The sequence below is a fragment of the Vibrio sp. 10N.222.47.A9 genome (assembly GCF_963872585.1).
Lineage (GTDB): Bacteria > Pseudomonadota > Gammaproteobacteria > Enterobacterales > Vibrionaceae > Vibrio > Vibrio splendidus.
This window is the reverse complement of the sequence record NZ_CAWNBB010000022.1, coordinates 230,171-255,918: the sequence shown is the minus strand read 5'-3', so window position 1 is coordinate 255,918 and position 25,748 is coordinate 230,171. Positions and strand designations below refer to the sequence as shown.

Here is a 25,748-nt window from a genome sequence, read left to right as displayed (position 1 = left end):
CTGTCAGCGAGGTTCGCATTCTACAGTGAAGCGCCTAGACAGTGAAGCTCTGGGTTGTGCCACACCTGTAAGGCGATGTTATTCTATCGTTATTCCACCGCTAAGATGTTAACGTCAAACGTAACGTCTTGGCCTGCTAATGGATGATTAAAATCAACCGTCACTGAATCGCCCGCGATCTCAGTGATAATACCTGGAATTTCCATACCATCAGGACCAGAGAAAGCCATAATAGTGCCAACTTCGACTTCAGAGTCGCCAACAAACTTAGCACGATCCATATGATGAATGTGATCTGGATTTGGCATACCAAACGCGTCTTGCGCCTTCAATTCGATAGACTTTTCAGTCCCCGTTTCAAGACCAATCAGGCACTGTTCAAAGTTCTCACTTAGGCTGCCATCACCCATAACGAACTTCGCAGGCTTACCCATATTTTCGGTGCTATCGGCAACTGAACCATCCTTCATTTTAATCGTAAAATGTAGAGTTACTGCTGAATCATTTTTAATTGCTGCCACGTTACTTTCCTTAGATTTCTTTATTATTTGAGGATGCGCTGTGCTTTGCTTCCTTGTTGACTGAAGCATAAAAAAAAGCGCCGCCGGAATCAACCGACAGCGCTTAGGGCTATTCCATTCTGTGAGTCATAGACTGACTTTAGGGCAATCTAATTCAAAGCGATTTAGTTAATACTCATTAATACCTGAGTCGCCTATTTGCTTTCATCTTTCTTGCGGAAGCCATCTAGGATGATCATCGCAGCACCGATACAGATCCCCATATCAGCCAAGTTGAATGCAGGCCAATGGTAAGTACCCCAGTAGAAGTCTAGGTAATCAACCACAAAACCATGTACAACACGGTCGAACACGTTACCTACCGCGCCACCAATGATGATCGCATAAGCAATGTTATTCCACTTTTCTGCTGCAGGTAGTTTGCTCATCCAGTATGTCAGCATACCCGTTACCGCAAATGCGATACCCGTAAACAACCAACGCTGCCAGCCGCTCTGATCGCTCAGAAAGCTAAATGCCGCACCATAGTTATGAACATACAAAAAGTTAAAGAATGGCAACACCTCAATACGGTTTGCCCAGCCATAACCCATGTTGTCCATGACAAAGAGTTTGATGCCGATATCAGCAAGGAAGACCAACAGAGCCAGCCATAACCAACGCACACCAGATTGTTTTAACGAAACTTCACTCATTTCTATTCCTAGTATTTACGAAGCCAGTACCCATTTAATCATCCTGTTTAAGGGATGATGAGCACTCAACTCGGTTAAACACATTTCCTATAATTAAAAATAACCCCAGTTGATACTGGGGCTATGATTTTTACAAAAAGTTCAGTCTTTCTCTGAGTCGTTATGCGTATTTACGCACTTCGCCTTCACCGTCGATGTTCGACACACAACGACCACAAATTTTCTCGTGACCTTCGATTGTGCCTACATCTGGAGTGTGGTGCCAGCAACGGTCACACTTCTCAGCTTCAGTTGCTGCAACTTCAACGTATAAACCTGCAACGTCTGTCGCTTGAGCTGTATCAGACTTGTCGCTAAGCGGCTTAACAACAGCAGCAGAGGTGATAAGTACGAAACGTAGCTCATCTTCTAGCTTGTTGATTTTAGCAGCCAGTGCGTCGTCAGCGTATAGAGTCACTTCAGCCTGCAATGCACCACCGATCGTTTTCTCTTTACGAGCATCTTCAAGAAGCTTGTTCACTGCGCCACGAACTGACTGGATTTCAGTCCAGAATTCGTTGCTTAGCTCTTCGTCGTCAGCAAGACCAAATAGGCCTTCGAACCACTCGCCAGTGAATACAAACGTGTCGCGCTCGCCAGGCATTTCGTTCCAGATTTCATCTGCAGTAAACGACATGATAGGCGCCATCCAACGAACTAGAGCTTCTACGATGTAGTAAAGCGCCGTTTGACAGCTACGTTGAGCATGGCTGCCCTGTTTCGCTGTGTACTGACGGTCTTTAATTACGTCTAGGTAGAAAGAACCCATTTCGATAGAACAGAACTGCATTAGACGCTGAGTCACACCGTGAGTGTTGTACTCACCGTATGCTTTAACAATCTCTTCTTGTGCAGCTTGAGCACGGCCAACAGCCCAGCGATCAAGTGCGACCATTTCTTCAGCAGGTACTAAGTCAGTTTCAGGGTTGAAACCGTTCAAGTTCGCTAGGAAGAAACGAGCCGTGTTACGAATACGACGGTATGCATCAGCAGAACGCTTAAGGATCTCGTCAGAAACCGCAACTTCGTTAGTGTAATCCGTAGAAGCAACCCATAGACGTAGGATATCTGCGCCTAGCTTGTTGGTTACATCTTTAGGAGCAACAACGTTACCAATAGATTTAGACATTTTACGGCCGTTACCATCAACCACGAAACCGTGCGTTAGCACTTGCTTGTATGGTGCTTCGTCTTTCATCGCGATAGATGAAATCAAAGATGACTGGAACCAGCCACGGTGTTGGTCAGAACCTTCAAGGTACAGATCAGCACTGTGCGTTCTTTCTTCATTCGGGAAGTTGTACTCTTCACGAGAATCCACAACAGAGAAGTGCGTTACACCTGAGTCGAACCATACGTCTAACGTATCAAGTACTTTCTCGTACTTGTCAGCGTCTTCAGCACCCATCAGTTCAGCAGCATCTACATCCCACCAAGCTTGAATGCCTTTTTCTTCCACAAGCTTCGCTACTTTTTCAATAAGAGCTGGGCTATCTGGGTGAAGTTCTGATGTTTCTTTATGAACGAACAGAGCAATTGGCACACCCCAAGTACGTTGACGAGAGATACACCACTCAGGGCGACCTTCGATCATACCTTCGATACGGCTTTGACCCCATTCTGGCATCCATTCAACACTCTTCGTTGACTCTAGTGCTTTTGCACGTAGGCCAGCTTGATCCATAGAGATGAACCACTGTGGTGTTGCACGGAAGATGATTGGAGTTTTATGTCTCCAACAGTGTGGGTAGCTATGCTCGTAAGCGTGGTGATGCAGTAGTGCACCTTTCTCTTTTAGAACTTCTAAAACAGAATCGTTCGCTTTGAATACATGCTGACCAGCAAATAGCTCAGTATCTGGCAGGTAAACGCCGTTTGAGCCTACTGGGTTAGCGATTTCTAGGTCGTACTTCTTACCAACCACGAAATCCTCTTGACCATGACCAGGCGCAGTGTGAACCACACCAGTACCTGAATCCGTTGTAACGTGGTCGCCAAGAACAGCAGGAACAGTAAAGTCGTAGAACGGGTGGTTGAACTGAGAAAGCTCAAGATCAGCACCAGTCGCAAAACCAAGGTTATGGAAGTGCTCGATACCTGTACGATCCATTACGTCTTTTGCTAGTTCAGAAGCAACAACGATACGTTGAGCTGGCTGTTCGCCATTCGCTTCAACTTGGATAAGTACGTATTCAAGATCATCACGTAGACATACTGCGCGGTTAGCAGGCAGAGTCCACGGTGTTGTCGTCCAGATAACGATAGAGATTTCGCCCTGACCCGCGTGACCTTCCGCTAGAGTAAATTTCTCTAGAAGCGCCGCTTCGTCAGCTGCTGTAAATTTCACATCGATAGATGGAGAAACTTTATCTTTATATTCAACTTCAGCTTCAGCCAAAGCAGAACCACAGTCAGTACACCAGTGAACGGGTTTAAAACCTTTAAGAAGGTGACCTTTGTCTGCGATTTTGCCTAGAGAACGAATGATGTTCGCTTCAGTGCCGAAATCCATAGTGCGGTAAGGTTTATCCCACTCGCCCATGATACCAAGACGTTTGAAGCTCTCTTTCTGACCTTCAACTTGGCCCGCAGCGTACTTACGACACTCTTCGCGGAATTCAGCAGCTGAAATCTTCTGACCAGGCTTACCTTTCTTCTTCTCAACCATTAACTCGATTGGAAGACCGTGACAGTCCCAACCTGGGATGTACGGTGCATCAAAACCAGAAAGGGTCTTAGATTTGATAATAATGTCTTTAAGAATCTTATTCAGCGCGTGGCCAATGTGAATGTCGCCGTTCGCGTATGGAGGGCCATCATGCAGCACGAAAGATTTTTTACCTTTCTTTGCCTTACGGATTTCGCCGTAAAGATCTTCTTTGTACCAACGCTTCAGCATTTCTGGTTCACGATTTGCCAGATTGCCGCGCATTGGGAACCCTGTTTCTGGTAAGTTCAGGGTATCTTTATAATCACTCATCGATTCTTAATTCCGTTATATTGGGCGAAGTTAGACATTATGTTAATCGGTGGAATCATCCGACTAATTCTTTAGCTGAAGCAGCCACACCCTTGCGGCTTCAGCATCCAATTCTATTTGATTCTTTAGTGCGTCGAACGATTCAAATTTTATCTCGTCGCGCAGTTTGTGCAAAAGTCGTACTTCTAACTGTTTACCATATAAATTGGCTTTAAAGTCAAAAAAGTGCACTTCTAATTGCTGCCTTACACCATTAACCGTTGGTCGTTGTCCAATATTAGCAACGCCACCGACAGGAACACCGTCGATATCCAATGCTTCAACAACATACACTCCCGATACAGGAGAAACACAACGCTTTAATGGAATGTTAGCGGTAGGGAAACCGATAGTTCTCCCTAGTTTTCGACCATGAGACACACGACCACTAATACTGTAGTCACGCCCTAACATGGTAGCACTTGCAGCCAAATCATCGACCGCTAGTGCATTCCGTATCTCAGTGCTGCTTACTCGTAATTGATTTAAGCAATAGCTTTGGGTGCTTACCACCTCAAAACCATATTTTTCGCCCGCATCTTTAAGCATCGCGAAATTACCTGTTCGACCTTTGCCAAAGCAAAAATCGTCACCAACCACCAAGAATTTCACACCAAGCTTATCAACCAAAAGATCCTTAATGAATGCTTCTGCGGATAAGCTTGCAAAATACTGATTGAAATTCACACACAACAACCGACTGATATCTAGCTTACTCAGTTGCACATATTTATCTCGTAAGCGAGTTAAACGTGCTGGCGCTTTACCTCGGGCAAACAGCTCCATAGGCTGTGGTTCAAACGTCATGACAACAGAAGGGAGCCCTAATGCTGCAGCTTGTTTAGAAACCTGACTCAGAACCTCTTGATGTCCTAAATGAACACCATCGAAGTTACCTATGGTTAATACACAGCCATGATGCTGCGCTTTAATATTGTGTATACCTCGGATCAGTTCCATTATGATCAGCTAAAACCTGTTATTTGCATCATTTATTGTGTGAAACCGACGGATTATATACTAATCAGTATTAATCTGTCGCTGCTTTTAAATGTTTTACTCGGATACCTAAAATCAGTACCGAAACAATATAAACAAAGCCACCAAGTCCAATCAAGCCTGTTAATGTCAGCGCTCTCTGGCTAAAGCTCCATTCAAGCCAATGTTGCATATTATCCAACTGCCATAAAATCGCCGCAACCATCACTACGCCTGAGATAATCAATTTGGCACTGAACAACAAGGTTGTCTTAGATAATTGATACACACCTGCAAGATGCAATCCACGATACAACAAGGCCATATTCACAAAGGCAGACAATGCCGTCGCTATCGCCAAACCAACATAACCATAGAAATACGCAAAAATCGCGTTGAACACCATGTTGGTGACCATGGCGATAATGCCGTACTTCACAGGAGTTTTAGTATCTTGGCGAGAGTAATAGCCCGGAGCTAACACTTTAATCAGCATGAAGTTAAGCAAACCCGATGCGTAAGCAACCAATGACATTGATGCCTGCTGTACATCGTGTGGCGAAAACTCACCACGCATGAAGAGCACCATCAGCATCGGCTTAGCTAAAACTATTAGGCCTAACATCGCAGGAATGCCAAGCAGCAACACCATACGCACCCCCCAGTCCATGGTGTGCGCAAACCCTTCACCTTGAGCTTCAACGTGTTTACGAGACAAAGCAGGAAGAATGACAGTCGCAATCGCAATACCGAATAGACCTAGTGGGAATTCAAGCAGTCGGTCTGAATAATACAACCAACTGATCGAACCGGTCGCTAGGAAGCTAGCGATAAAGGTATCAAACAATAAGTTAATTTGGCTGACCGATACACCGAACAGAGCTGGGATCATTAGCGTGCGGATCTTAACCACACCCGGATCTCTCCAGCCCCACTTCGGCTTAACCAGAACACCCGCTTTTATCAAGAAAGGCATTTGGAAAAGAAATTGGACTAAACCACCAAGAAACACACCAATTGCCAAGCCAATTTCAGGCTGTTCTAAATTAGGAGCAAGAAACCAAGCACAAGCAATGATCATTACGTTCAAGAAAACAGGTGTAAATGACGAAACCGCAAATTTACCCATGGTATTGAGGATTGCACCAGATAAGGCAACAAAGGTAATAAACCATAAATAAGGAAAGGTAATCTTGAGCATAAAGCTCGCCAGCTCAAATTTAGGGGCTGCTGGGCCATCATTCAACCAGTCGATAAACCAACCTGCACCAAACATCGCAGTGATCACGCCAGAGCCCAATACCCCGATAACGGTGACAATAGATACTAAAACCCCGAGCGTACCCGACACTTTAGCAATTAAATCTCGTGTCTTATCTTTATCACCTGCGGCGTGATATTCTGTTAATACAGGAACAAACGCTTGAGAAAACGCACCTTCTGCAAAAAGTCGACGTAAGAAATTAGGAATTTTATTAGCGAAGAAAAATACGTCTGCACTCGCTCCTGCTCCCATCAAATTTGCTACTACTACATCACGTACTAGCCCCAACACACGGGAAACAAAAGTCATTGCACTGACAATCAGGCCTGACTTTAATAGTCGTTTACTCACAGAAACCTCTGACACTGGTTGATTACTTTCAAGCAAGGATAAATACTATCCTGTCCTTAGAAGCATAATTATTAGCATTGGTCTAAAAATGCTGTTAGAATCCCCGCCATCTTAACCGCGATGACCTTTCCATACCAAAATTTGTTTTGGCTGAGATTGGTTTTTGCACAAATCATTTGACAATTAAGCGCCTATGAGGGATAGTCCTCGCCCTTAAATTGTCACCGAACTAAGTTTTTGGGAGTTAGACCTTGGCAAACAGTAAATCTGCTAAGAAGCGCGCTATCCAAGCTGAGAAACGTCGCCAGCACAATGCTAGCCGTCGTTCTATGATGCGCACTTACATGAAAAAAACTATTGCAGCTATTGAAGCTGGCAATAAAGAAGCTGCAACTGCTGCTCTTGTAGAAGTTACACCTCTTCTAGACCGCATGGCGACTAAAGGCCTTATTCATAAGAATAAAGCTGCACGTCATAAGTCTCGTTTCGCTGCTGCAATCAAAGCTCTTTAATAGAAATTTGATTACAACGCAAAACGAAAAAAACCGGCCTCGGCCGGTTTTTTTATATTTAAATTTTGAGTAACACAGCGATTTTTCTTGCTGAACATTACTTAGCTTACTTAAAAGCACGTGATTTACCGGCAGATACCAGCTTACTAAAAGGCATTTGGCTAACTGACACGTATTTTCTTACTAAAAGGCATATCGCTGACTAAAAGGTATATCGCTGACGACAAGATGTATCGCTTACCGATAGACAACTAAGCATATAAAAAACAGACAACTAGAAAATAAACAGACAAGAAAATAGATAAATAGATAGGTTGGTAAATAGATAGGCACTAACATTCGACATGAAATACTGACACTTCCTTGTGTCATTCTATCACTGATAAGAAATCCCCCTCCCACCAGCAATAAGCTACTTGCAGTAAATACCATGCAGTAGGTTAATCATCGCTTTTACTTCTTCACTGCTCAATGTGTAATACACAGTTTGAGCTTCTTTGCGAGTTTCGACCAAACCATCTCTTCTCAACCAAGCAAGATGTTGAGATAAAGCAGACTGACTCAGTTCCAACTTGCCACACAACTCCCCAACTGACAGCTCAGTACCATGTAATAGGCACAAAATCTGTAAGCGACGCTCGTTGGCCATGGCTTTGAGTAGAATCACAGCTTGCGCTGAGTTCTTCTCCATCTCTTTTAAGTTCATAGTTTGGCTCCCTACAACCTTTACACCAACTACGGCTATTAGTATTTCCGGCATATGGTGGCGTTATGATAATCGATATCAATTCATTAACAAACCGCCTCACTCGAACAATTTGCTAAAATCTGCGTCACATACATTTTTTACTGCTGGATGTTGGATCATCCTCTCAGCAAATATGACGTAGTACTCCTCTTTTAATTCTTCAATACCAACCAATAATTGCAGTGATGAATCCTCTTCAACTTCAGACATATAAAGCGTAGGCGCTAAGAAGATAGCGTCATCGTGATAACGAGCAAAGGCCTTCATCAATGCCGCGTCATCAAACTCACCCAAAATATCGGGTTTAAGTCCTTGTCTATCAAACCATTGCAGCACTTTACGCCCCATCGAGGTTCGACTTCCTGGGATCAAAAGCTTTCTTTGCTCTAATACAGCCGGGAAGCTAACACCTTCAACCTTACCCGAACTGAAAAAACTCATTCCACTCTCACCCAACTTCTTACTAAACAGGCCAGGACTTTGACTCGAATCCACCGGACAGTCAGACAAGATCATATCGAGCTTATGTTGAGACAGTTGCTCAAGTAGCATTTCATGGGTCGATTCAAAGCAGCGTAAATGAATACTGTTATCAGGGGGAATAGTCGACATCAGTATCTTGCTGACAAGTCTTTTAGACAGCGCATCTGCAACACCAACATCAAACAGAATATTGGAGTGCTGGCTGTAATTCACGATATCCAGCATCTCGTAGCTCAGGCCAAACATACGGTCGGAATATTTAAAGACTAGCTGTCCAAGCTCTGTAGGCTCAACACTGCGACCATTGCGCTTGGTCAACTTGCCATCCATACGCTCTTCTAACGCTTTTATCTGACCTGTTACCGTTTGTGGTGTTAGGAATAGAGCTTCTGCTGCTTTAGTAACAGAGCCTTGCTTGCAAACCATCCAGAAGTAATAAAGGTGGTTATAGTTGAGGTGCGACATAGATGTGCCGTAATAAAAGAGTAGATACCCTTTTATATCAAATATGACACCTTCGCTCAACAAACTCGGAAAAACCTAACCAAACTAGTTATTACCACTTATTTTTTCGAAGTGTCTGATTTCATAATGTAATATTTCAGCAATTATTTTTAATTTTTCTCTAACTTTTAAGATCTATATCACCTATCAAAAATACGAATAAAACCCCACAAAAACAATAAGTTAAACCACAACCATTTCAAGGCCAAATATTTAAAGGGCAAATCATCACAAAAAAGTCTCACCTAAACCAAAATGTAATATTACTGAAATATTTGTTCTCTAACATCACGCTCAGATTAAACAAACAGACCAAACACAGACTTAAACGGTCCAATGGAGAAAACATTATGAACCAAGCTACTACTGCAGCAGCGCCTATCTCGAGCACAACTCGTTGGCTACGCTGGGCTAACTTGGCATTCATGCTTTACCTACTATTACTTTCAGTTTCAATGGTTGGTACAGGCTTCAAATGGGCAACAGGCGAGCAAGCAAAAGTTCTTTTCGAATTTGCTTCACACCCAGTTGCAGGCTTAATGATTGGTTTAGTGGCAACAGCACTTATTCAATCATCAAGTACAGTTACTTCAATTATCGTTGGCCTTGTGGCAGGTGGTTTACCTGTTGGGCTAGCAATCCCTATGATCATGGGTGCAAACATTGGTACTACAGTAACCAATACGCTAGTTAGCCTTGGTCATGTTCGTTGTAAAGATGAGTTCAAACGTGCATTCGCAAGTGCGACGATTCACGACTTCTTTAACCTATTAGCCGTTGCTATCTTCCTACCACTAGAGATGGCGTTTGGTATTCTAGAGAAGATTTCTCACTGGTTAGTATCACCGATGCTAGCAACAGGTGATATGAGCATGGGTGGTCTTAACTTCATCAAGCCAATCACTAAACCAGTAGTCAGTGCGATTAAAGAGCCACTATCGACATTTGGCGACACTGTTGGCGGTATCATGCTTATCGTTCTAGGTATCGCGACTATCTTCGTAGCTATCACGGTAATGGGTAAGCTAATGAAGAGCCTGATGGTGGGTCGTGCTCGTGAGATTCTAAAGAATGCAATTGGTCGTGGTCCTATCCACGGTATCGCTTCTGGCTCTATCGTTACTATCCTTGTTCAGTCTTCTTCAACGACAACAAGCTTGATGGTTCCACTAGTAGGTTCAGGTGTTCTTAAAGTACGTGACGTTTACCCATTCACTCTGGGTGCAAACATCGGTACGTGTATTACCGCTCTATTAGCCGCGACAGCAGTATCTGGTGAGTTCGCAGTATTTGCACTGCAGATTGCTCTAGTACACTTGGTGTTCAACATCATGGCAACGGTATTCATCTTTGGTATTCCGTTCCTACGTGAACTACCAGTAAAAGCCGCTGATATTATTTCTGACATGGCTGTGAAGAACAAATCTGTAGTGGCTGGTTACCTTATTGCGGTATTCCTTGTACTGCCTGGTACCGTGTTAGCACTGACGGCTTAATCGCTAAATAATTAGATAGCTTAACCGCTAACAAGACACATCGCTTATAACAAAGCCCGCAACCTCCTAGGTTGCGGGCTTTTTCTTTTTAAGAGCAGGTGAGGGAAGCAAAAAGCAGATACTGGATGCGAGTAAACGAGTAACGAAGAGCTAAAAGAAGATACGAGATTCGGGTAGAGAGTGACGAAAAGCGACTTCCTCTCATTATCTGCATTTGATATTTCGTATCTTACTGACTCAAATTTAAAGACGCCCTTCGTATCCCGCATCTCGTTTACTCGTATCTAAACAATCTCACACCTAAACACCCGTCATTCCCTACAGCGAGGAACGAGCGTGATAGGGAATCTATCTAACACACAACACTCAGAGATTCCCTACTCCTTCCTTCGTCAGTCTAGGGAATGACAGGGGCTTTTGATCTTCGTATCTCGCATCTCGTTTACTCGTATCTAGCTACCCTTCGTATCCCGCATCCAAAAAACGCTTACTTACCTTGCTCATTACGCAGATACATAATGGCAACCATGCCAAAGCCGATAAATTGCCATAGATACTGCCCGTCGCTTGCGCCAGTGATGGTTTGAGTGAAAGCCATACAAGAAGTCACAAATAAAGAAGCAAAGGCAGCATAGAGTAACCACGGACGCTCCTTGCCAGACATGAACTCACCTGCAAATACCGAACGGATAACCAGTAAAAACGGCACACATTGCAAAGCAATCAAAATAGGGAACATGAAATCGAATGTTGGACTCAGTAGAGCATGACCGATTTGGCTCTTATCCCAAGTTCCTACAATATAGCCTTTCCAGCCAGCCCAAGTATCACCTGAATAAGCGGTATCTGGCGTAATAAAGCCAAGCACAACGCCCATCACTTTATCGACAAAGCCATTTTTGAACCAAAAGACGAATAAGAAGATCTGAATTGGAATGATCTGAAAAGCAAACTTCTTCAACATGTGTGTACCCCAAATAATTAATGATTTGGTTACCAGTATGTGGAAGTCGATGTTTTTACGCTTGATGCAAGGCAATCGAGCCTGAGTCCAAACAATAATCAAACATGTTGAGAAGTCTGTCGGCACAAGAAAACCTTGCGGAAGAGCCGTTACTATTAGCGGTAACTCAACGTCTTCACTTCAGAGAGAATTTTGTGGTTTAGGAAAGGTTTGTTTTTTATAAAGATTCAATAAGATCAAACAGTTGACCATTATACTCTTTTTTCACTTCGGTATAGCGCTGATAGTTGTATTGCGAACCTTCGGGATTATCCGACAGCTTGTCAGCCACACTAAGTAGATAAAAACTGATTGGGCTCGGTGTACTTTCGGCCGCGTAAAAAAGGTAAGGGAAAGCTTGATTGGCATGTTGGTTGATTAACAATGCAAGACCCAAGGTAAGATTAGCGATGTCACAACGTGGGTTCATCTCGAAGGCTTGCTTTGCCAGTTGCAGTGCATGTTCGCGATCTTCTTGCTCATGACTTTGCAAATAAGCCAAAGATTCCGAATACGACAATAAGGCATTGACCAAATAATTGTCTCTTCCTTGCTGTTGAATCGTATCCAACTGAAGTGCGATCTCTGCAAATGGCTGTCCACCTTTACCTTGGTAGAAAAGCGATATTCCCTCTGAAATAACCTTCCAATCATCGTAGTTATCAATAGAAGTCACTCGATGACTGACGACGCCGTATTCTGAACTCATTGGGGCAATAATGGCTTTAATCTCAAGAATTACATCCCCAATGGCATCAAAGAAGTTATCTTGGCTAAAGCTCTTTTCCACTTTCTGGCTTTGATTGGGCTGGCGGTTGTTTTGTATCAGCACGCTCAGTATATAATCACTGCCCTTTTGCTTGAGCCAACCTTTGAGTTCGACACCATTATTGGCAAGTGATTGCTTGCCCTGTTTCGATAGCTGAGAGAAGTGGTAACCCGATAAATTTCTCGCTGAGTTCAGCCCGTAGAATAGGTAGTTGTACACGCTTTCCGACACCTCATAATCGTCCGCAGAATCGAGTGTTATGTCATGGATATAAACGGGAATCACATCACTTTGAGGCGCAGAAATAACAGCTGTGTCATTGGTTGAGACATCAATTTGCCACGCCCAAGTTGCTATTAAGCCAACAGAGAATACTGCGGTTGTAATCAGGGCGATGGTTTTCTTTTTCGAATTAGCAACAAAAGGTTTAGGCTCAGATTCAGGTAGAGAGGCGTCATCAACGGAAGTTGGTTCGACACTCGGCTGAGTCACCTCAACATCGAACAGGTAACCTTGCTTAGGAATGGTCTGAATGATGCGATACGGGCGTGACTTATCCTGAAGCTGACTGCGCAGTAAGCTGATGACCTGTCTAACCAAGTTGTCAGACACTTGAGTTCTTTGCCACACATCCGCCGCTATCTGCTGCGTACTAACCACTTGCCCGCACTTGTCGATGAAATAGCTGAGCAGCCTTGCTTGTAGTGGCTCTAAATGAATCTCTTCACTATCAATCACCAACTGGTTTTTATCAGGGTAGAAAGAAATAGGAAAGTCGTGTTGCAATACAAAGCAATGCGAGCGAGTCATAGTAGTTCTGTGGTTAGAAAAGACCACTCAAGATTATTGGTTTTACGAATAGTAAGCAAGCCAAGCATCAGAAATAAAAAAGGCTGCGCAGAGGCAGCCTTTCGATCAATCAGTCAATCAAACAAACAAAGCAGATTAGATTAAACCGAGAATGGGTACTTAATCGCTTCGTGGCATTCGTAGCCTTCAACCCAGAAGTCATCCATCGTCACCCACGTTTCCAAATCTTCTAAAGACTTAATCTCAGGATTGATATGGAATGTTGGCCCCGCTAAAGGCTCACGCTTCAACTGGATATCACGCATAGGTGCGAGTTGATCTTCGTAGATATGAGCATTAACCAGCTTGTGGTAAGCCACACCGGCTTTCTTGCCCGTGATTTGCGCCATGATTGCTAGGAACACATACACTTGAACCATGTTGAAGTTCAGGCCTAATGGAACATCACAAGAGCGCTGAGTACTGTTTAGGTACAAAGTGTCACCAAGTAGAGAGAAGTGGTGGCTGTACATACACGGACGTAAACAACCCATGTGGAACTCACCTGGGTTATAGAAGTTTAAGATCTCGCCGCGATCATCAATGCCGTTCGTTAGATCATCAACAATCTTCTTCAGTTGGTCGATATGACCGCCGTCAGGTTTTGCCCATGCACGTCCTTGAACGCCATAAACACGGCCCATGTCGTCTTCACCCTTGCGGTAAGGGTTATTTAGCCATGCTTCATTCAGGTTAGAATTCGCATCCCAAGTTTTAGTCCCTAACTTACGAAAATCTTCCGCATTGTCGTAACCACGGATATAGCCAAGCAGCTCAGCAACTGCGGCTTTCCAAAAACTTTTACGTGTTGTTACCAGTGGGAATTGGTTATTACCTACATCATATTCAAGGTCAGCATTGATTACGGTTAGGCAGCGCTTGCCTGTGCGTTCATTTTCAATCCAAGTACCGTCATTAACGATACGCTGACAGAGATCTAAATACTGTTTCACACCAATTCCTTACTTCGTTTGTTGTGGTAATTCATCTTTGTAGTGACCACGCTTGTATGCCCAAACCATCATCAGCACACCGATGATAACCATTGGCAGTGACAAAATTTGTCCCATAGAGATAAATCCACCGAACAAACCTAGCTGAGCATCAGGTTCACGTACGTATTCAACTAGGAAGCGGAATGTACCATATCCTGCTAGGAATAACCCTGATACAGAACCAAGAGGACGAGGCTTTTTGATGAACCAGTTCAAGATGAAGAACAGTACAATACCTTCAAGCGCCATTTCATAAAGCTGAGATGGGTGACGAGGGAGTGGACCACCGTTAGGGAATACAATCGCCCATGGCACATCAGTCACGCGACCCCATAGCTCACTGTTCATGAAGTTGCCCATGCGGCCCATACCTAAACCAAATGGAACCAATGGTGCAATCATGTCAGCGACACCAAAAAAGGTTCGACCGTTCTTTTTGGCATACCAAAGCATCGCGGTGATCACACCAAGCAAACCACCGTGGAAAGACATACCGCCAGTCCATACCTTAAATAGGTAGAGTGGATCATCAATGAAAAGGCCAAAGTTGTAGAAAAGTACGTAGCCAATACGACCACCAAGCACCACACCTAGAAAGCCAGCAAACAGTAGGTCTGATACTTGCTCTCGAGTCCAACCACTACCGGGTTGATCAGCTCGGCGATTTGCTAACCAAAGAGCAAACATAAAGCCGACAAGGTACATTAGGCCGTACCAACGAACTGAGATTGGTCCTAGTTCAATAAGAACAGGATCGATATTTGGGAATTCGATAAAACCCTGAGACATACTTGGCTCTCTATCTAAAATTGAATAACGGTTAACTCAACAGCTAACAGAAAAGACACTACAGCAGCATAGTGGCTGCTATAAACATTAAAAATACCGCAAAGAATTTCTTCAGCACGGGGGTTGGCAATTGAGTGGCCAGTTTAGCGCCAACTCGTGTGGTCAGTACTGAGGTACAAGATATCGCTATCAAAGCCGGTAGATAAACATAACCCAAGCTATACGCCGGAAGATCATCGACAGAAGAGCCATGCCAAATAAAGCCTAGCATTCCCGAAATCGCGATAACACAACCACATACAGAGGATGAGCCTACAGCTTTGCGCATTTCCACACCGTGATGGTTAAGGAAAGGCACCGATAAAGAACCACCACCAATACCAGCCAAGCTTGAAACCAAACCAATACCGCCACCACATAACATGGTCTTAGCTGAACCCGGCATCGACTTTTGACTCTTAGAGCGGATCGACAACAACATCTGCAACGACAATACCAAGACAATCACACCAAAGACTTTTGGCAGATATTGAGCAGGAATAACGTCGGCGACAAAAGAACCTAGGAAACCACCAATCACCACACCAGGCATCAACCACTTAACGACAAAAAGTTCCACATTACCCAATTTTAAATGGTTAATTGCAGACGATCCCGAGGTAACAATAATGGTTGATAACGAGGTAGCCAATGCCATTTGCATCGCAAACTCTTGAGGAATACCCGCTTTAGGAAGCAAAAATAGCAAGGCAGGAACGACTAGCAAACCACCGCCAATGCCTAGCAAACCCGCTAAAACACCAACAATAGCACCAAGGCCTGCTAACAAGCCTATCAGTTCATATGACACGTTAAATCCTATTTTTTACCTGCTCGAATGAAGCCTGTAAATTCACGCTCTTCGAAATAGTTCAGCATCATACTATAGATGTCACTACCATATGGTTTTGAAAGCGCTCTATTTGCCAAATCCTGTAATTCACTCAAGTTAGATTGGCGAATCAAATATTTAGTCCTCGCGACATTCGAGGTATTCATACTTAACGTCTCATACCCCAACCCAATCAGTAACAACGCGCCCATAGGATCACCGGCTAGCTCGCCACAAATACACACAGGTAATTGATGTTGCTTACAAGTATCATGAATTTGTTTTAATGCCATGATCACCGCAGGGTGCATTGATTCATAGACATCGGATACTCGTGAATTGTTCCGATCAACTGCTAATAAATATTGAGTTAAGTCGTTGGTACCGACGGAAACAAAGTCGACCTTATCAGCAATCAGCGGCAGTATGTAAAGCATTGATGGCACTTCAATCATGATACCAACGCGAGGCATGCGCACTCGGTTATCAAGCTCATGCACTTCGTCATACGCTTGTTCAATAAGTTGTAGCGCGTCATCCAGTTCCTGCGCACCAGAGATCATCGGCAACAAAATACTCAAGTTATGGCTTTCACAGCTCGCACGTAGCATGGCACGTAACTGAATAATAAAGATGTCAGGATGATCGAGCGTAAAACGAATACCACGCCAGCCAAGGAATGGGTTGTCCTCTTCGATTGGAAAATAAGGTAAAGCCTTATCGCCACCGATATCGAGTGTACGCATCACCACTTGCTTCTCAGGGTAGCTCGCGAGTACAGAACGGTATTGCTTGAATTGTTCGTCCTCTGACGGAAACCTCTGCTGCAACAAGAAAGAAATTTCGGTTCGATACAGCCCTACCCCATCAACGCCTTGGTTGATAGCGATATTGGTGTCGGCACTCAAGCCCGCATTAAGCAGGATCTCGACTTGCTGATTGTCTTGCGTTTTTGCCGGTAAATATAGTTCTCGATTGACCATCGAAGAGAGCTCACTCTCTTCTAGAATCAGCCCTTGATATTCTTTGAGCAGGTTTTGAGTCGGCTCAATAAAGATCTCGCCACTATACCCGTCAACAATCGCTTGCTTACCATTAGCTTGAGCAAGATTTAGGTTAACCCCCATAACAGAAGGAATACCCAACGCTCGAGATAAAATCGCGGCATGTGAGTTCGCCGCCCCTTCCAAAGAAATAACAGCTAAAAGTTTTTCTTTGGGAATAGAGGCCAATACCGAAGCCGTTAACTCTCGAACCACCAAAATAATTGGCTTATCTAGCGTGCGAAGTTCATGTTCAGAATTGTGAAGGAAATAGAGCAATCTTTGACCAAGCTCTCGGATGTCTTGTGCCCTCTCACGAAGGTACACGTCTGACATACGAGCAAAGCGATTCGAGTAGCTCTCAACAACCTGCCTTAATGCCCAATCGGCCTTATCGCCTTTCTGGATTTGGCTCTTAAGATCCTTACGTAACATTGGATCGTTGAGTAAGTGAGTAAACAGGTCAAAGATCGCCAACGCGTCTTTATTGATTTCACTGTCTAGGCGCTTTCGCATTCGCTTAAAGTCATTGAGAGCATTTTCGACGGCGACCGCCAGCATTTCATGCTCTCTTTCAACATTAAGCGTCGATGCTGGATAAACATCGGTAAGTTCAGGCTGAGTGTTGTCCCACCATAAATCACCAATCGCAACGCCCGATGAAGCTGCAATACCTTTAATCTTAGGTAGCTTCTGTTGCTCTAAAAGCCAATGGCCTTGAGTTTGAGCGTGCGCCACAATAACCGCAAGTTGTGCTGAGAGTGTGACAAGGAAGGATTCTTCCATCTCACTGAATAAACGAGGAGACTTCTGTTGAATGACCAATACGCCAAGCACTTGCTTGCGATGGATAATCGGAGTGCCGAGAAAAGAGTGATAAACCTTTTCTCCAAGCTCTGGAAAAAACTTATAAGCAGGGTGAGCAGACGCTTGTGCAAGGTTGATAGGTTCAGCACTTCTTTTGACAAGGCCAACCAGACCTTCGTCAAAACCAATGTGAATACTATTACCTTTGAAGATCAGGCCTTGAGTTGCCATCAACTCAAGACGCTGCATATCATTATTTGCCAAATACACGGTGCAACATTCCGTCTGCATCGCACTGCATGTCTCTTTAACCAAAATATCAAGAGCCGTCGACACATCTTCAACTCTTGATACGTGTTCAACTATTTCCCTTAGTTGACTGAGCATGCTTAACCTCTACGCAATTTGCGTTTTCCTTTTGTTTTTCGCTCTTTAAACGGCATTGCTAAAGATGCGAATTCTTTCATCGCTCGACGGTAAACATCTCGCTTGAAAGAAACAACTTGTCGAACTGGGTACCAGTAACTCACCCAACGCCAACCATCAAACTCAGGTGTACTTCCACGCTGCATATTGATCTGCGATTCATCGCAATCTAAGCGTAAAAGGAACCACTTCTGTTTTTGTCCAATACAGACAGGTTTAGAATCCCACCGAACCAGTCGTTTGGGCAGCTTATAGCGTAACCAATGACGACTTGTCGCGACGATCTTTACATCCTTTTTAGTAAGGCCAACCTCTTCATACAACTCGCGGTACATCGCCTGTTCCGGAGTTTCACCTTCATCTATTCCCCCTTGAGGGAATTGCCATGAATGTTGCCCGTATCGTTTAGCCCAGAAGACCTGACCATGGTTGTTACAGATTACAATACCAACATTTAATCGGTAACCATCGCCATCTATCACTGGCCAACCTCTATCTAAATTTTTAATTACTCTGATTTTTCCACATATCCCCAATCGGAGCAAACTTAGTGACGTGACAAGCGCTATATTTATGAATATTAACTAAGAATATGGATAAGTTTTGCTCAAATTCTAGTTACCCACACAAAAGTGAGACATAGACCACATTTATTCACCTTTTCTGTGAATAACTATGTGAAGAATTACCCGCAATCGTTTTTTTTAATCCATAGATTCATCAACACCAAAAACACCAAGCCGAATGAATATAATTTATTTCATTAAAAATCAATTAATTAAGATTATATTTTCATTTTTAAAAACATTAGAAAAATAAAAGATCTTTCAAAAACAGAACATGGTTAAAGATCAACCACTCCGATGTTTATCCACACTAGTAAGCGAAAGATTCATTTTGAACCCCATTTGGCAAGCATTTAATCCACCATAAACCCCTGTTTATTTATCCACTAAATTAATATTTCAATTAATTACCTTTATGTCCTGTGGATAACCATGAGTTTGATCCCTTTCCTAACCAGGAGATCATTTCTTAACCAGTCGTCATATGGTGATAACTTCTGGTAAAATCATTTTTTTGATCATGCCTTTTATTATGAAACCAGAACCACAAACACAACAAGAGCTACTAGACAGAGCGTATGCTATCGCCGGAATGACCTTTAAAGAGCTCGCCGATGAAGCTGAGATGGTGATGCCAAACGACCTCAAGCGTGATAAAGGCTGGGTTGGACAGCTATTGGAATGGCACTTGGGTGCGCCCGCTGGCAGCAAACCAGAACAAGATTTTGCCAAACTCGGTATCGAGCTTAAAAGCATCCCGATTGGCTACTCTGGAAAGCCACTCGAAACCACCTTTGTTTGTGTCGCTCCATTGATGGGCGTGCAAGGCATAACTTGGGAAACCAGTCACGTTCGAAACAAACTGTCTAAAGTGTTGTGGATCCCTGTTGAGGGAGAAAGAGAGATTCCGCTGGCAGAAAGGCATGTTGGCTCCCCATTACTCTGGACACCAAGCCTAGCTGAAAACGAACTCCTGAAAAGAGATTGGGAAGAGCTGATGGAGTTGATCGTGTTGGGTAACGTTGAGCAGATAACAGCAAGACACGGTGAAGCACTGCATTTAAGACCAAAAGCGGCCAACAGTCGCGTGTTAACAGAAGCTTACGGTGCAAGTGGAAAACCTATCAAGACTAAGCCACGTGGTTTCTATCTACGGACTCAATTCACCCATAAATTGCTGACAACCCATTACGCATAGAGCTCTTATCTAGCATAGATGGACCAAACTATCAGTATGTTACAAACCGCCTGTAACTAGAATCAATCTCTAGCTACGAACGCTCTCTAATGAGGTTTGAGCGCCAGTTCAATATCGCAGTAGCTTTGGCTTGGCTCATTACCAAACTCGTCATAGGCGTTGTGTAAGCGAAGATACGCCTTTTCAAAACCGAGCCGGAGCAACTCTTCTTTCACTTGATCCAAGGATCCAAAGTGAAGCGGCTCACCGTCTTGCTTTACCGGTTCTAGCTTGTGTTTATATTCCACTGCTAATAGATATTCCGAGATATCGGAACAGCCAATAACGTATACCTTTGGTGTTTGATAAGAGTCTTTGTGCTCTCCATGTAACCACATGTCTAATTGATGCTTTTGCATAGCCAGCCTCCCTTGCTCTATAAAGAGTAGTAGAACTCTTTTTCTTTACTAGATAACGACTTAAAAAAGCACACATAACGGCTTAAAAAAGCAAAAAAGAGAAGCAAGTGCTTCTCTTTTTTGGCCAGTTCTAGTTCAAAAGCTTGCACTTCCGACGCCACAACTATCGCTGATATTTATCTTAAGGGGTGAAAGGCGCTATCACCCCACAAGATTACGTCGGTATTCGCGCGCTTAAGACTCGACGAAGGTGACGAACTCGACGTTCAATCGTAACGACTTCAGGTTCAGAAAAACCAATTGGTCGACCATCGGCTTCAAGGCCAATATCTCTCAATAAATGAGTATTGTTCCATGGTAGATCGTATGAACTACGACGAACTTTTCGTTGCCATTCACGTTCTTCACGACGAAGGTCTGCACGGATAAGGACTGTTGCTAGTTTTAAGTATACTGAGTGACGCATAATAACTCTCCAGTTGTAAAGTAAACTGAGGAAAAATAGCGTATTAGATAGTATGAGGGCTTCTCACTTAGCTGCTATTTTTCCGCAGCCAAATAAGGGTACGGATCTATTAGTTAGGTTTATCTTGGGTGTTTCGATCGGCCATGGCTGATGTTTGTGACATAACTGTCACCATGTCAGTACACGGATCAAACGACGCGCAAATATGCTGTATAAAATCGAAATGTTTCATTTGCGCCTCCAAACTAACTAAAAAATCCAAAAAGAAATGAGATAATAAAAGCAAATAAGTCTTTGTTAAACCATTGCTTTCACGGTTAAAGTCTAACCAAGTGAGTATATTATTCAACCGATAATTGATTAACAATTTCAAAACAAATGATTCACCCAAAATATCAGTTGCATATCACTTTATATATAACATATTCACTATGATTATATAAAATCACAGAACATCTCTCTTAAAGGCCGAGCCTCCAATAGCTCAATCTATCAATCTGTCAGCTGTCAGCAGCCAACAAAAAGTTGTAGCAATGGATATAAAAAAACCACGCATCATGCGTGGCTCTTAGATTTACATTAACTGGATAGAATCAATGAATAGAGAGCTCTAAACAACGCCTTCAGAAATCAGGCTATGTTTATTCAGCAATCGGTACATGGTTGCACGCGAAACTCCAAGCTCCTTAGCGGCCAACGATACTTGACCACCATAAGATTCCAGAACAATCAGCAACGCATCTCGCTCTGAACGCTCACGGATACTTTTGAGACTGCGGCGCTCATCATTCTGTTTTGGTAAATCCAGTTGTTGATCGTCAATGATCACCGCATCCGACATCAGCACGACACGCTTAATTTGATTCATCAGCTCACGCACATTACCCGGCCAGTGATAACGATTCATCGAGCGGATAGCATCGTCTGAAAAGCTCTTCGCTTGAGCATTGAACTCTTTTGAATACTCGCGTAGAAAATGATTAGCCAGTACTGAAATATCACTCACTCGCTCTTTCAAGCTCGGAACGTGAATACGCAGAACATTGATGTAATGATAAAGCTCTTCATTGAAGTCGCCCTCGATCAATGCCTTTTCGATATCAGAAGAGTTCGCGGCCAGAATGCGCACATCGACAGGCTTAGGACCATCCGCAGTTTCAATTTTACCTTCTTGCAAGAAACGCAGCAGGTTCAACTGCTGATTACGTGGCATCGCCAATACATCATTAAGTAAGATGGTTCCGCCGTCGGCTTCTTCCAACAGACAAGGTGCTGCAGCGGGCTGTGCTGAGATACCAAATACCTCGGCCTCTATTCTCATTTCAGACAAGGCACGACAATTGACCGTTAAAAATGGCTTTTGCGCTCGCGAAGAGTTTTGATGAATTGAGCGTGCAACCGTCTCTTTTCCTGCTCCACTCTCTCCGTAAATCAGGATACTGACATCTGTCGGCCCAATGCGCTTTACTTGGTCTCTCAAACGCTTCACAGCCACAGAGTCGCCAAGCAAACCCATATTGTTGTTGATGCCGTAGTTTGGCCATACTTTCTGCTCAAGCTTGAGCATACCCAATTGGTGACCAATGGTACTCAATAACTGGGCATCTGGGATTGGCGCCGTGAAAAAGTCGATACAGAAGTTCACGATAAATTGGCAAATGGTATCAGAGCTCAATTGCGATTCACGAATAAAGGCGAGCCATCTTACTTGCTTGTTGTTGCTCACGAGATTAGCGATACCGTTAAGGCTAAACTCATCATGACTAAGATCCACAATGCCAATGCATGGGCCAATGTCAGCAATCAAGGCATCGGCTTTTCGTAAATCTGCACACTGGGTACATTGCCAACCCACTTGCTCTAACACTGATAACCAGGGTTCGTACGCACCACCAACGACGATAAGAGAACCTGGTAAGGAATCCATCTTAAATTGAGTTCCCATCCTTCTTCCTTATTCTATTTTTATTTAAATCAAGCTAATACGAGTCACTGCTTCATCGTTCGACAAAATGCCACGAGATCGTATTCAGCGCAGGACGTATAGTAGTGAGACTATCTTAGATTTTATGTCTCAATAGTAAGACTATGTCAGAAATAATGGTTTTTCGAATCAAGAGTGCGGTACAGGCTAGGTTTTGCAGCCTAAAAACAGAAAAAGCCACCCGAAGGTGGCTTTTTTAATTAGATGGGCTGTTACATCCCATAAGCGAATATTACGCTTGTGGACGCATTGCCGGGAACAAGATCACGTCACGGATTGTGTGCGTATTTGTAAATAGCATCGCTAGACGATCAATACCAATACCTTGACCCGCAGTTGGCGGTAAGCCGTGCTCTAGTGCAGTAATGTAGTCTGCATCGTAGTACATCGCTTCGTCATCACCCGCGTCTTTTGCGTTAACTTGCGCTTTAAAACGCTCATCTTGGTCTTGTGCATCGTTAAGCTCAGAGAAACCATTCGCTACTTCACGGCCACCGATGAAGAACTCAAAGCGGTCTGTGAAGAATGGGTTGCTGTCGCTACGACGAGCCAATGGAGAGATGTCCGCTGGGTAACCCGTGATGAATGTTGGTTGAATTAGCTGAGGCTCAGCCGTTTCACCAAAGATCTCTTCAAGAAGCTGACCACAAGTCCAGAATTTCTCAACGTACAGACCCACTTCTTCTGCAATTTTAACCATCAGTTCTCTGTTCTGAAGATCATCTTCAGTCAGAGCTTGAATGTTTGCATTTTCAGGTGTGTAGTGTTTGATTGCATCGAACATGCTCATGCGAGCGTAAGTGCCACCGAACTCAACTGTTTCGTCACCGTAAGGCATAGAAGTAGAACCAAGAACGTCCATCGCTGCTGTGCTTAGCATCTCTTCCGTTAGATCCATTAGATCTTTGTAGTCAGAGTACGCTTGGTAGAATTCCATCATTGTGAATTCTGGGTTGTGACGTGGAGAAAGACCTTCGTTACGGAAGTTACGGTTGATCTCGAATACACGGTCAAAACCACCAACCACTAGACGCTTAAGGTAAAGCTCAGGTGCAACACGTAGGTACATGTCGATGTCTAATGCGTTGTGATGAGTGATGAATGGACGTGCTGTAGCACCGCCTGGGATCACGTGCATCATTGGCGTTTCAACTTCTAGGTAGCCTTTTGAGCTCATGAAGTTACGGATTGAAGACACAAGCTTAGAACGCACGATGAATGTGTTACGAGAGTCTTCGTTCACGATTAGGTCAACGTAACGCTGACGGTAACGCATCTCTTGGTCAGTTAGACCGTGGAACTTCTCTGGTAGAGGACGAAGTGCTTTAGTTAGCAGTTCAAACTCTTCCATATTCACGTAAAGGTCACCTTTACCAGATTTGTGAAGCGCACCTTTAACACCGATGATGTCACCGATATCTAGGCCTTGGTACTTCTCTTTCAGTACTTTTTGTACGTCTTTCGCTGCGTATGCTTGGATACGACCAGAAGTTTCTTGAATCGCAAGGAATGGACCACGCTTCGCCATAACACGACCAGCGATCGCAACGATGTGGTTAAGCTCTTCTAGCTCTTCCTTAGTCTTCTCACCGAATTCCGCTTGAAGATCGCCAGCTAGGTGCTCGCGACGGAAATCATTTGGGTGACCGTTCGCTTTGCAGTTCAAGCGGATGTGATCCAGCTTGCTACGGCGTTCAGCGATTAGTTTGTTCTCTTCAGGTGAAGAAGCTTCTTGTGCGTTTTCGTTTTGAACAGCATCAGTCATTAGAGATGTACCTTGCTTTTATAATTTGGACAGCTATATTTTTGAAAATATAGGCATTTTTACCAATATTATTGGTAAAGCTTAATAGTTGGTAAAGCTTACAGACCTGATTTCAGGCTAGCTTCAATAAACTTGTCTAAGTCACCGTCAAGAACCGCTTGAGTATTGCGATTTTCGATGCCGGTGCGCAAATCTTTGATACGAGAATCATCCAGTACGTAAGAGCGGATTTGACTGCCCCAACCGATGTCTGATTTCGTTTCTTCGCTCGCTTGTTTTTCAGCATTTTGTTTTTGAATCTCAAGTTCAAAAAGCTTAGCACGTAGCTGCTTCATCGCTTGGTCTTTGTTCTTATGCTGCGAACGGTCATTCTGACATTGAACCACGGTGTTGGTTGGAACGTGAGTAATACGTACCGCCGATTCCGTGGTGTTTACGTGTTGACCACCAGCACCAGAGGCACGGTATACGTCAATACGTAAGTCAGAAGGATTAATATCGATCGTAATGTTGTCATCAATCTCTGGGTAAATAAACGCAGATGCAAATGAAGTATGACGACGGCCACTTGAATCAAATGGTGACTTACGAACTAGACGGTGAACACCTGTCTCTGTACGTAACCAACCATAAGCGTATTCACCAGAAATACGTACCGTTGCGCCTTTAAGGCCAGCAACATCACCATCAGACACTTCGATCACTTCAGTCTTGAAGCCTTTCGAATCTGCCCAACGTAAGTACATACGCAACATCATTGAAGTCCAGTCTTGAGCTTCTGTGCCGCCCGAGCCTGACTGTAAATCGATGTAGCAATCTGATGCGTCATGATCGCCAGCAAACATACGACGGAATTCCAGTTTTTCTAGCTTAGCTTCTAGCTCTGCTAATTCTGGTTCGATTTCGTCAAACGTTTCTTGGTCTTCTTCTTCAACCGCAAGCTCTAATAGACCCTCAACATCCTCAACACCTTGGTCAAGTTGGTCGATCGTTTCTACTACTGCTTCCAATGCAGAACGTTCTTTACCTAGTGCTTGAGCACGCTCAGGTTCGTTCCATACATCCGGTTGTTCTAATTCTGCGTTTACTTCTTCTAGACGCTCTTTTCTAGCGTCATAGTCAAAGATACCCCCTCAGGATATTTGTGCGTTCAGACACATCCTGCAGACGGTTTTTAATAGGATTAATTTCAAACATTTTAGCTCATCA

At 43.7% G+C, this 25,748-nt stretch carries 22 protein-coding genes; 3 read left to right on the top strand and 19 right to left on the bottom strand.

Features of this window, described 5'->3' with window-relative positions:
• Nucleotides 1-89 precede the first annotated feature (89 nt).
• The 5 genes from fkpB to murJ all read right to left on the bottom strand — a co-directional run bounded on the left by fkpB (nt 90) and on the right by murJ (nt 6,867).
• Nucleotides 90-521, bottom strand: coding sequence for an FKBP-type peptidyl-prolyl cis-trans isomerase (gene fkpB / locus AACT19_RS06190; RefSeq protein ID WP_017088633.1), 432 nt, complete (start codon nt 519-521; stop codon nt 90-92).
• Between the two features lie 194 nt (nt 522-715).
• A complete protein-coding gene (gene lspA, locus AACT19_RS06185; RefSeq protein ID WP_004735054.1) occupies nt 716-1,216 on the bottom strand; it encodes a signal peptidase II in 501 nt (166 codons plus the stop codon).
• Nucleotides 1,217-1,376: 160 nt separating this feature from the next.
• Nucleotides 1,377-4,235 (bottom strand): isoleucine--tRNA ligase, encoded by a 2,859-nt coding sequence (gene ileS, locus AACT19_RS06180; RefSeq protein ID WP_004735055.1) that lies wholly within the window; start codon nt 4,233-4,235, stop codon nt 1,377-1,379.
• Between the two features lie 63 nt (nt 4,236-4,298).
• Entirely contained in the window at nt 4,299-5,234 is a 936-nt protein-coding gene (ribF, locus tag AACT19_RS06175; protein WP_076645725.1) for a bifunctional riboflavin kinase/FAD synthetase, read from the bottom strand.
• Between the two features lie 70 nt (nt 5,235-5,304).
• Nucleotides 5,305-6,867, bottom strand: a complete 1,563-nt coding sequence (murJ, locus tag AACT19_RS06170; RefSeq protein ID WP_050546228.1) for a murein biosynthesis integral membrane protein MurJ — start codon at nt 6,865-6,867, stop codon at nt 5,305-5,307.
• Nucleotides 6,868-7,118: 251 nt separating this feature from the next.
• Between murJ and rpsT the strand changes: the two genes are divergently transcribed.
• Entirely contained in the window at nt 7,119-7,379 is a 261-nt protein-coding gene (rpsT, locus tag AACT19_RS06165) for a 30S ribosomal protein S20 (protein WP_012603273.1), read from the top strand.
• Nucleotides 7,380-7,791: 412 nt separating this feature from the next.
• Here the strand turns inward: rpsT and AACT19_RS06160 are convergent, their stop codons facing one another.
• Entirely contained in the window at nt 7,792-8,085 is a 294-nt protein-coding gene (locus AACT19_RS06160) for an ArsR/SmtB family transcription factor (RefSeq protein WP_004735028.1), read from the bottom strand.
• A gap of 99 nt (nt 8,086-8,184) precedes the next feature.
• Nucleotides 8,185-9,075, bottom strand: coding sequence for a transcriptional activator NhaR (nhaR, locus tag AACT19_RS06155; protein ID WP_004735027.1), 891 nt, complete (start codon nt 9,073-9,075; stop codon nt 8,185-8,187).
• Nucleotides 9,076-9,464: 389 nt separating this feature from the next.
• Here nhaR and AACT19_RS06150 point away from each other — a divergent pair, with 389 nt between their 5' ends.
• The gene (locus AACT19_RS06150; RefSeq protein ID WP_076645723.1) at nt 9,465-10,610 is read left to right on the top strand and encodes a Na/Pi symporter; all 1,146 of its coding nucleotides are present in this window, start codon (nt 9,465-9,467) and stop codon (nt 10,608-10,610) included.
• Nucleotides 10,611-11,097: 487 nt separating this feature from the next.
• Here the strand turns inward: AACT19_RS06150 and AACT19_RS06145 are convergent, their stop codons facing one another.
• The 7 genes from AACT19_RS06145 to rppH all read right to left on the bottom strand — a co-directional run bounded on the left by AACT19_RS06145 (nt 11,098) and on the right by rppH (nt 18,644).
• Nucleotides 11,098-11,574, bottom strand: coding sequence for a hypothetical protein (locus tag AACT19_RS06145; protein WP_029224686.1), 477 nt, complete (start codon nt 11,572-11,574; stop codon nt 11,098-11,100).
• 217 nt (nt 11,575-11,791) lie between these two features.
• Nucleotides 11,792-13,192 carry a winged helix-turn-helix domain-containing protein gene (locus tag AACT19_RS06140; RefSeq protein WP_076645721.1) on the bottom strand — a complete coding sequence of 467 codons (1,401 nt, stop codon included), beginning with the start codon at nt 13,190-13,192 and terminating at the stop codon, nt 11,792-11,794.
• 140 nt (nt 13,193-13,332) lie between these two features.
• Complete coding sequence (locus AACT19_RS06135) at nt 13,333-14,184, bottom strand: thymidylate synthase (protein WP_009848438.1); 852 nt, start codon at nt 14,182-14,184, stop codon at nt 13,333-13,335.
• A gap of 9 nt (nt 14,185-14,193) precedes the next feature.
• Nucleotides 14,194-15,015 carry a prolipoprotein diacylglyceryl transferase gene (gene lgt, locus AACT19_RS06130; RefSeq protein WP_004735021.1) on the bottom strand — a complete coding sequence of 274 codons (822 nt, stop codon included), beginning with the start codon at nt 15,013-15,015 and terminating at the stop codon, nt 14,194-14,196.
• Nucleotides 15,016-15,073: 58 nt separating this feature from the next.
• Entirely contained in the window at nt 15,074-15,865 is a 792-nt protein-coding gene (locus AACT19_RS06125) for a sulfite exporter TauE/SafE family protein (RefSeq protein ID WP_076645719.1), read from the bottom strand.
• An 8-nt stretch (nt 15,866-15,873) separates the two neighbouring features.
• Nucleotides 15,874-18,123, bottom strand: a complete 2,250-nt coding sequence (gene ptsP, locus AACT19_RS06120; protein WP_004735019.1) for a phosphoenolpyruvate--protein phosphotransferase — start codon at nt 18,121-18,123, stop codon at nt 15,874-15,876.
• 2 nt (nt 18,124-18,125) lie between these two features.
• Nucleotides 18,126-18,644, bottom strand: a complete 519-nt coding sequence (rppH, locus tag AACT19_RS06115; protein WP_004735018.1) for an RNA pyrophosphohydrolase — start codon at nt 18,642-18,644, stop codon at nt 18,126-18,128.
• Nucleotides 18,645-19,260: 616 nt separating this feature from the next.
• Between rppH and mutH the strand changes: the two genes are divergently transcribed.
• Nucleotides 19,261-19,926: a DNA mismatch repair endonuclease MutH gene (mutH, locus tag AACT19_RS06110; RefSeq protein ID WP_086027492.1), complete on the top strand. Its 666-nt coding sequence runs from the start codon at nt 19,261-19,263 to the stop codon at nt 19,924-19,926.
• Nucleotides 19,927-20,012: 86 nt separating this feature from the next.
• On the opposite strand, the gene AACT19_RS06105 is transcribed toward mutH, so the two are convergent.
• The 5 genes from AACT19_RS06105 to prfB form a co-directional block, all read right to left on the bottom strand.
• Nucleotides 20,013-20,324, bottom strand: a complete 312-nt coding sequence (locus tag AACT19_RS06105) for a DUF6482 family protein (RefSeq protein WP_004735016.1) — start codon at nt 20,322-20,324, stop codon at nt 20,013-20,015.
• 214 nt (nt 20,325-20,538) lie between these two features.
• Nucleotides 20,539-20,790: a hypothetical protein gene (locus tag AACT19_RS06100; RefSeq protein WP_004735015.1), complete on the bottom strand. Its 252-nt coding sequence runs from the start codon at nt 20,788-20,790 to the stop codon at nt 20,539-20,541.
• Nucleotides 20,791-21,400: 610 nt separating this feature from the next.
• Complete coding sequence (vpsR, locus tag AACT19_RS06095; protein ID WP_004735014.1) at nt 21,401-22,735, bottom strand: cyclic-di-GMP-binding transcriptional regulator VpsR; 1,335 nt, start codon at nt 22,733-22,735, stop codon at nt 21,401-21,403.
• Nucleotides 22,736-23,006: 271 nt separating this feature from the next.
• Nucleotides 23,007-24,539 carry a lysine--tRNA ligase gene (lysS, locus tag AACT19_RS06090; RefSeq protein WP_004735013.1) on the bottom strand — a complete coding sequence of 511 codons (1,533 nt, stop codon included), beginning with the start codon at nt 24,537-24,539 and terminating at the stop codon, nt 23,007-23,009.
• Nucleotides 24,540-24,637: 98 nt separating this feature from the next.
• Nucleotides 24,638-25,736, bottom strand: a protein-coding gene (gene prfB / locus AACT19_RS06085) for a peptide chain release factor 2 (RefSeq protein WP_099426155.1) whose coding sequence is annotated in 2 segments (ribosomal slippage) — nt 24,638-25,660 and nt 25,662-25,736 — 1,098 coding nt in all. Because the reading frame shifts where the segments join, the coding sequence is not laid out codon by codon here.
• Between the last annotated feature and the right edge of the window lie 12 nt (nt 25,737-25,748).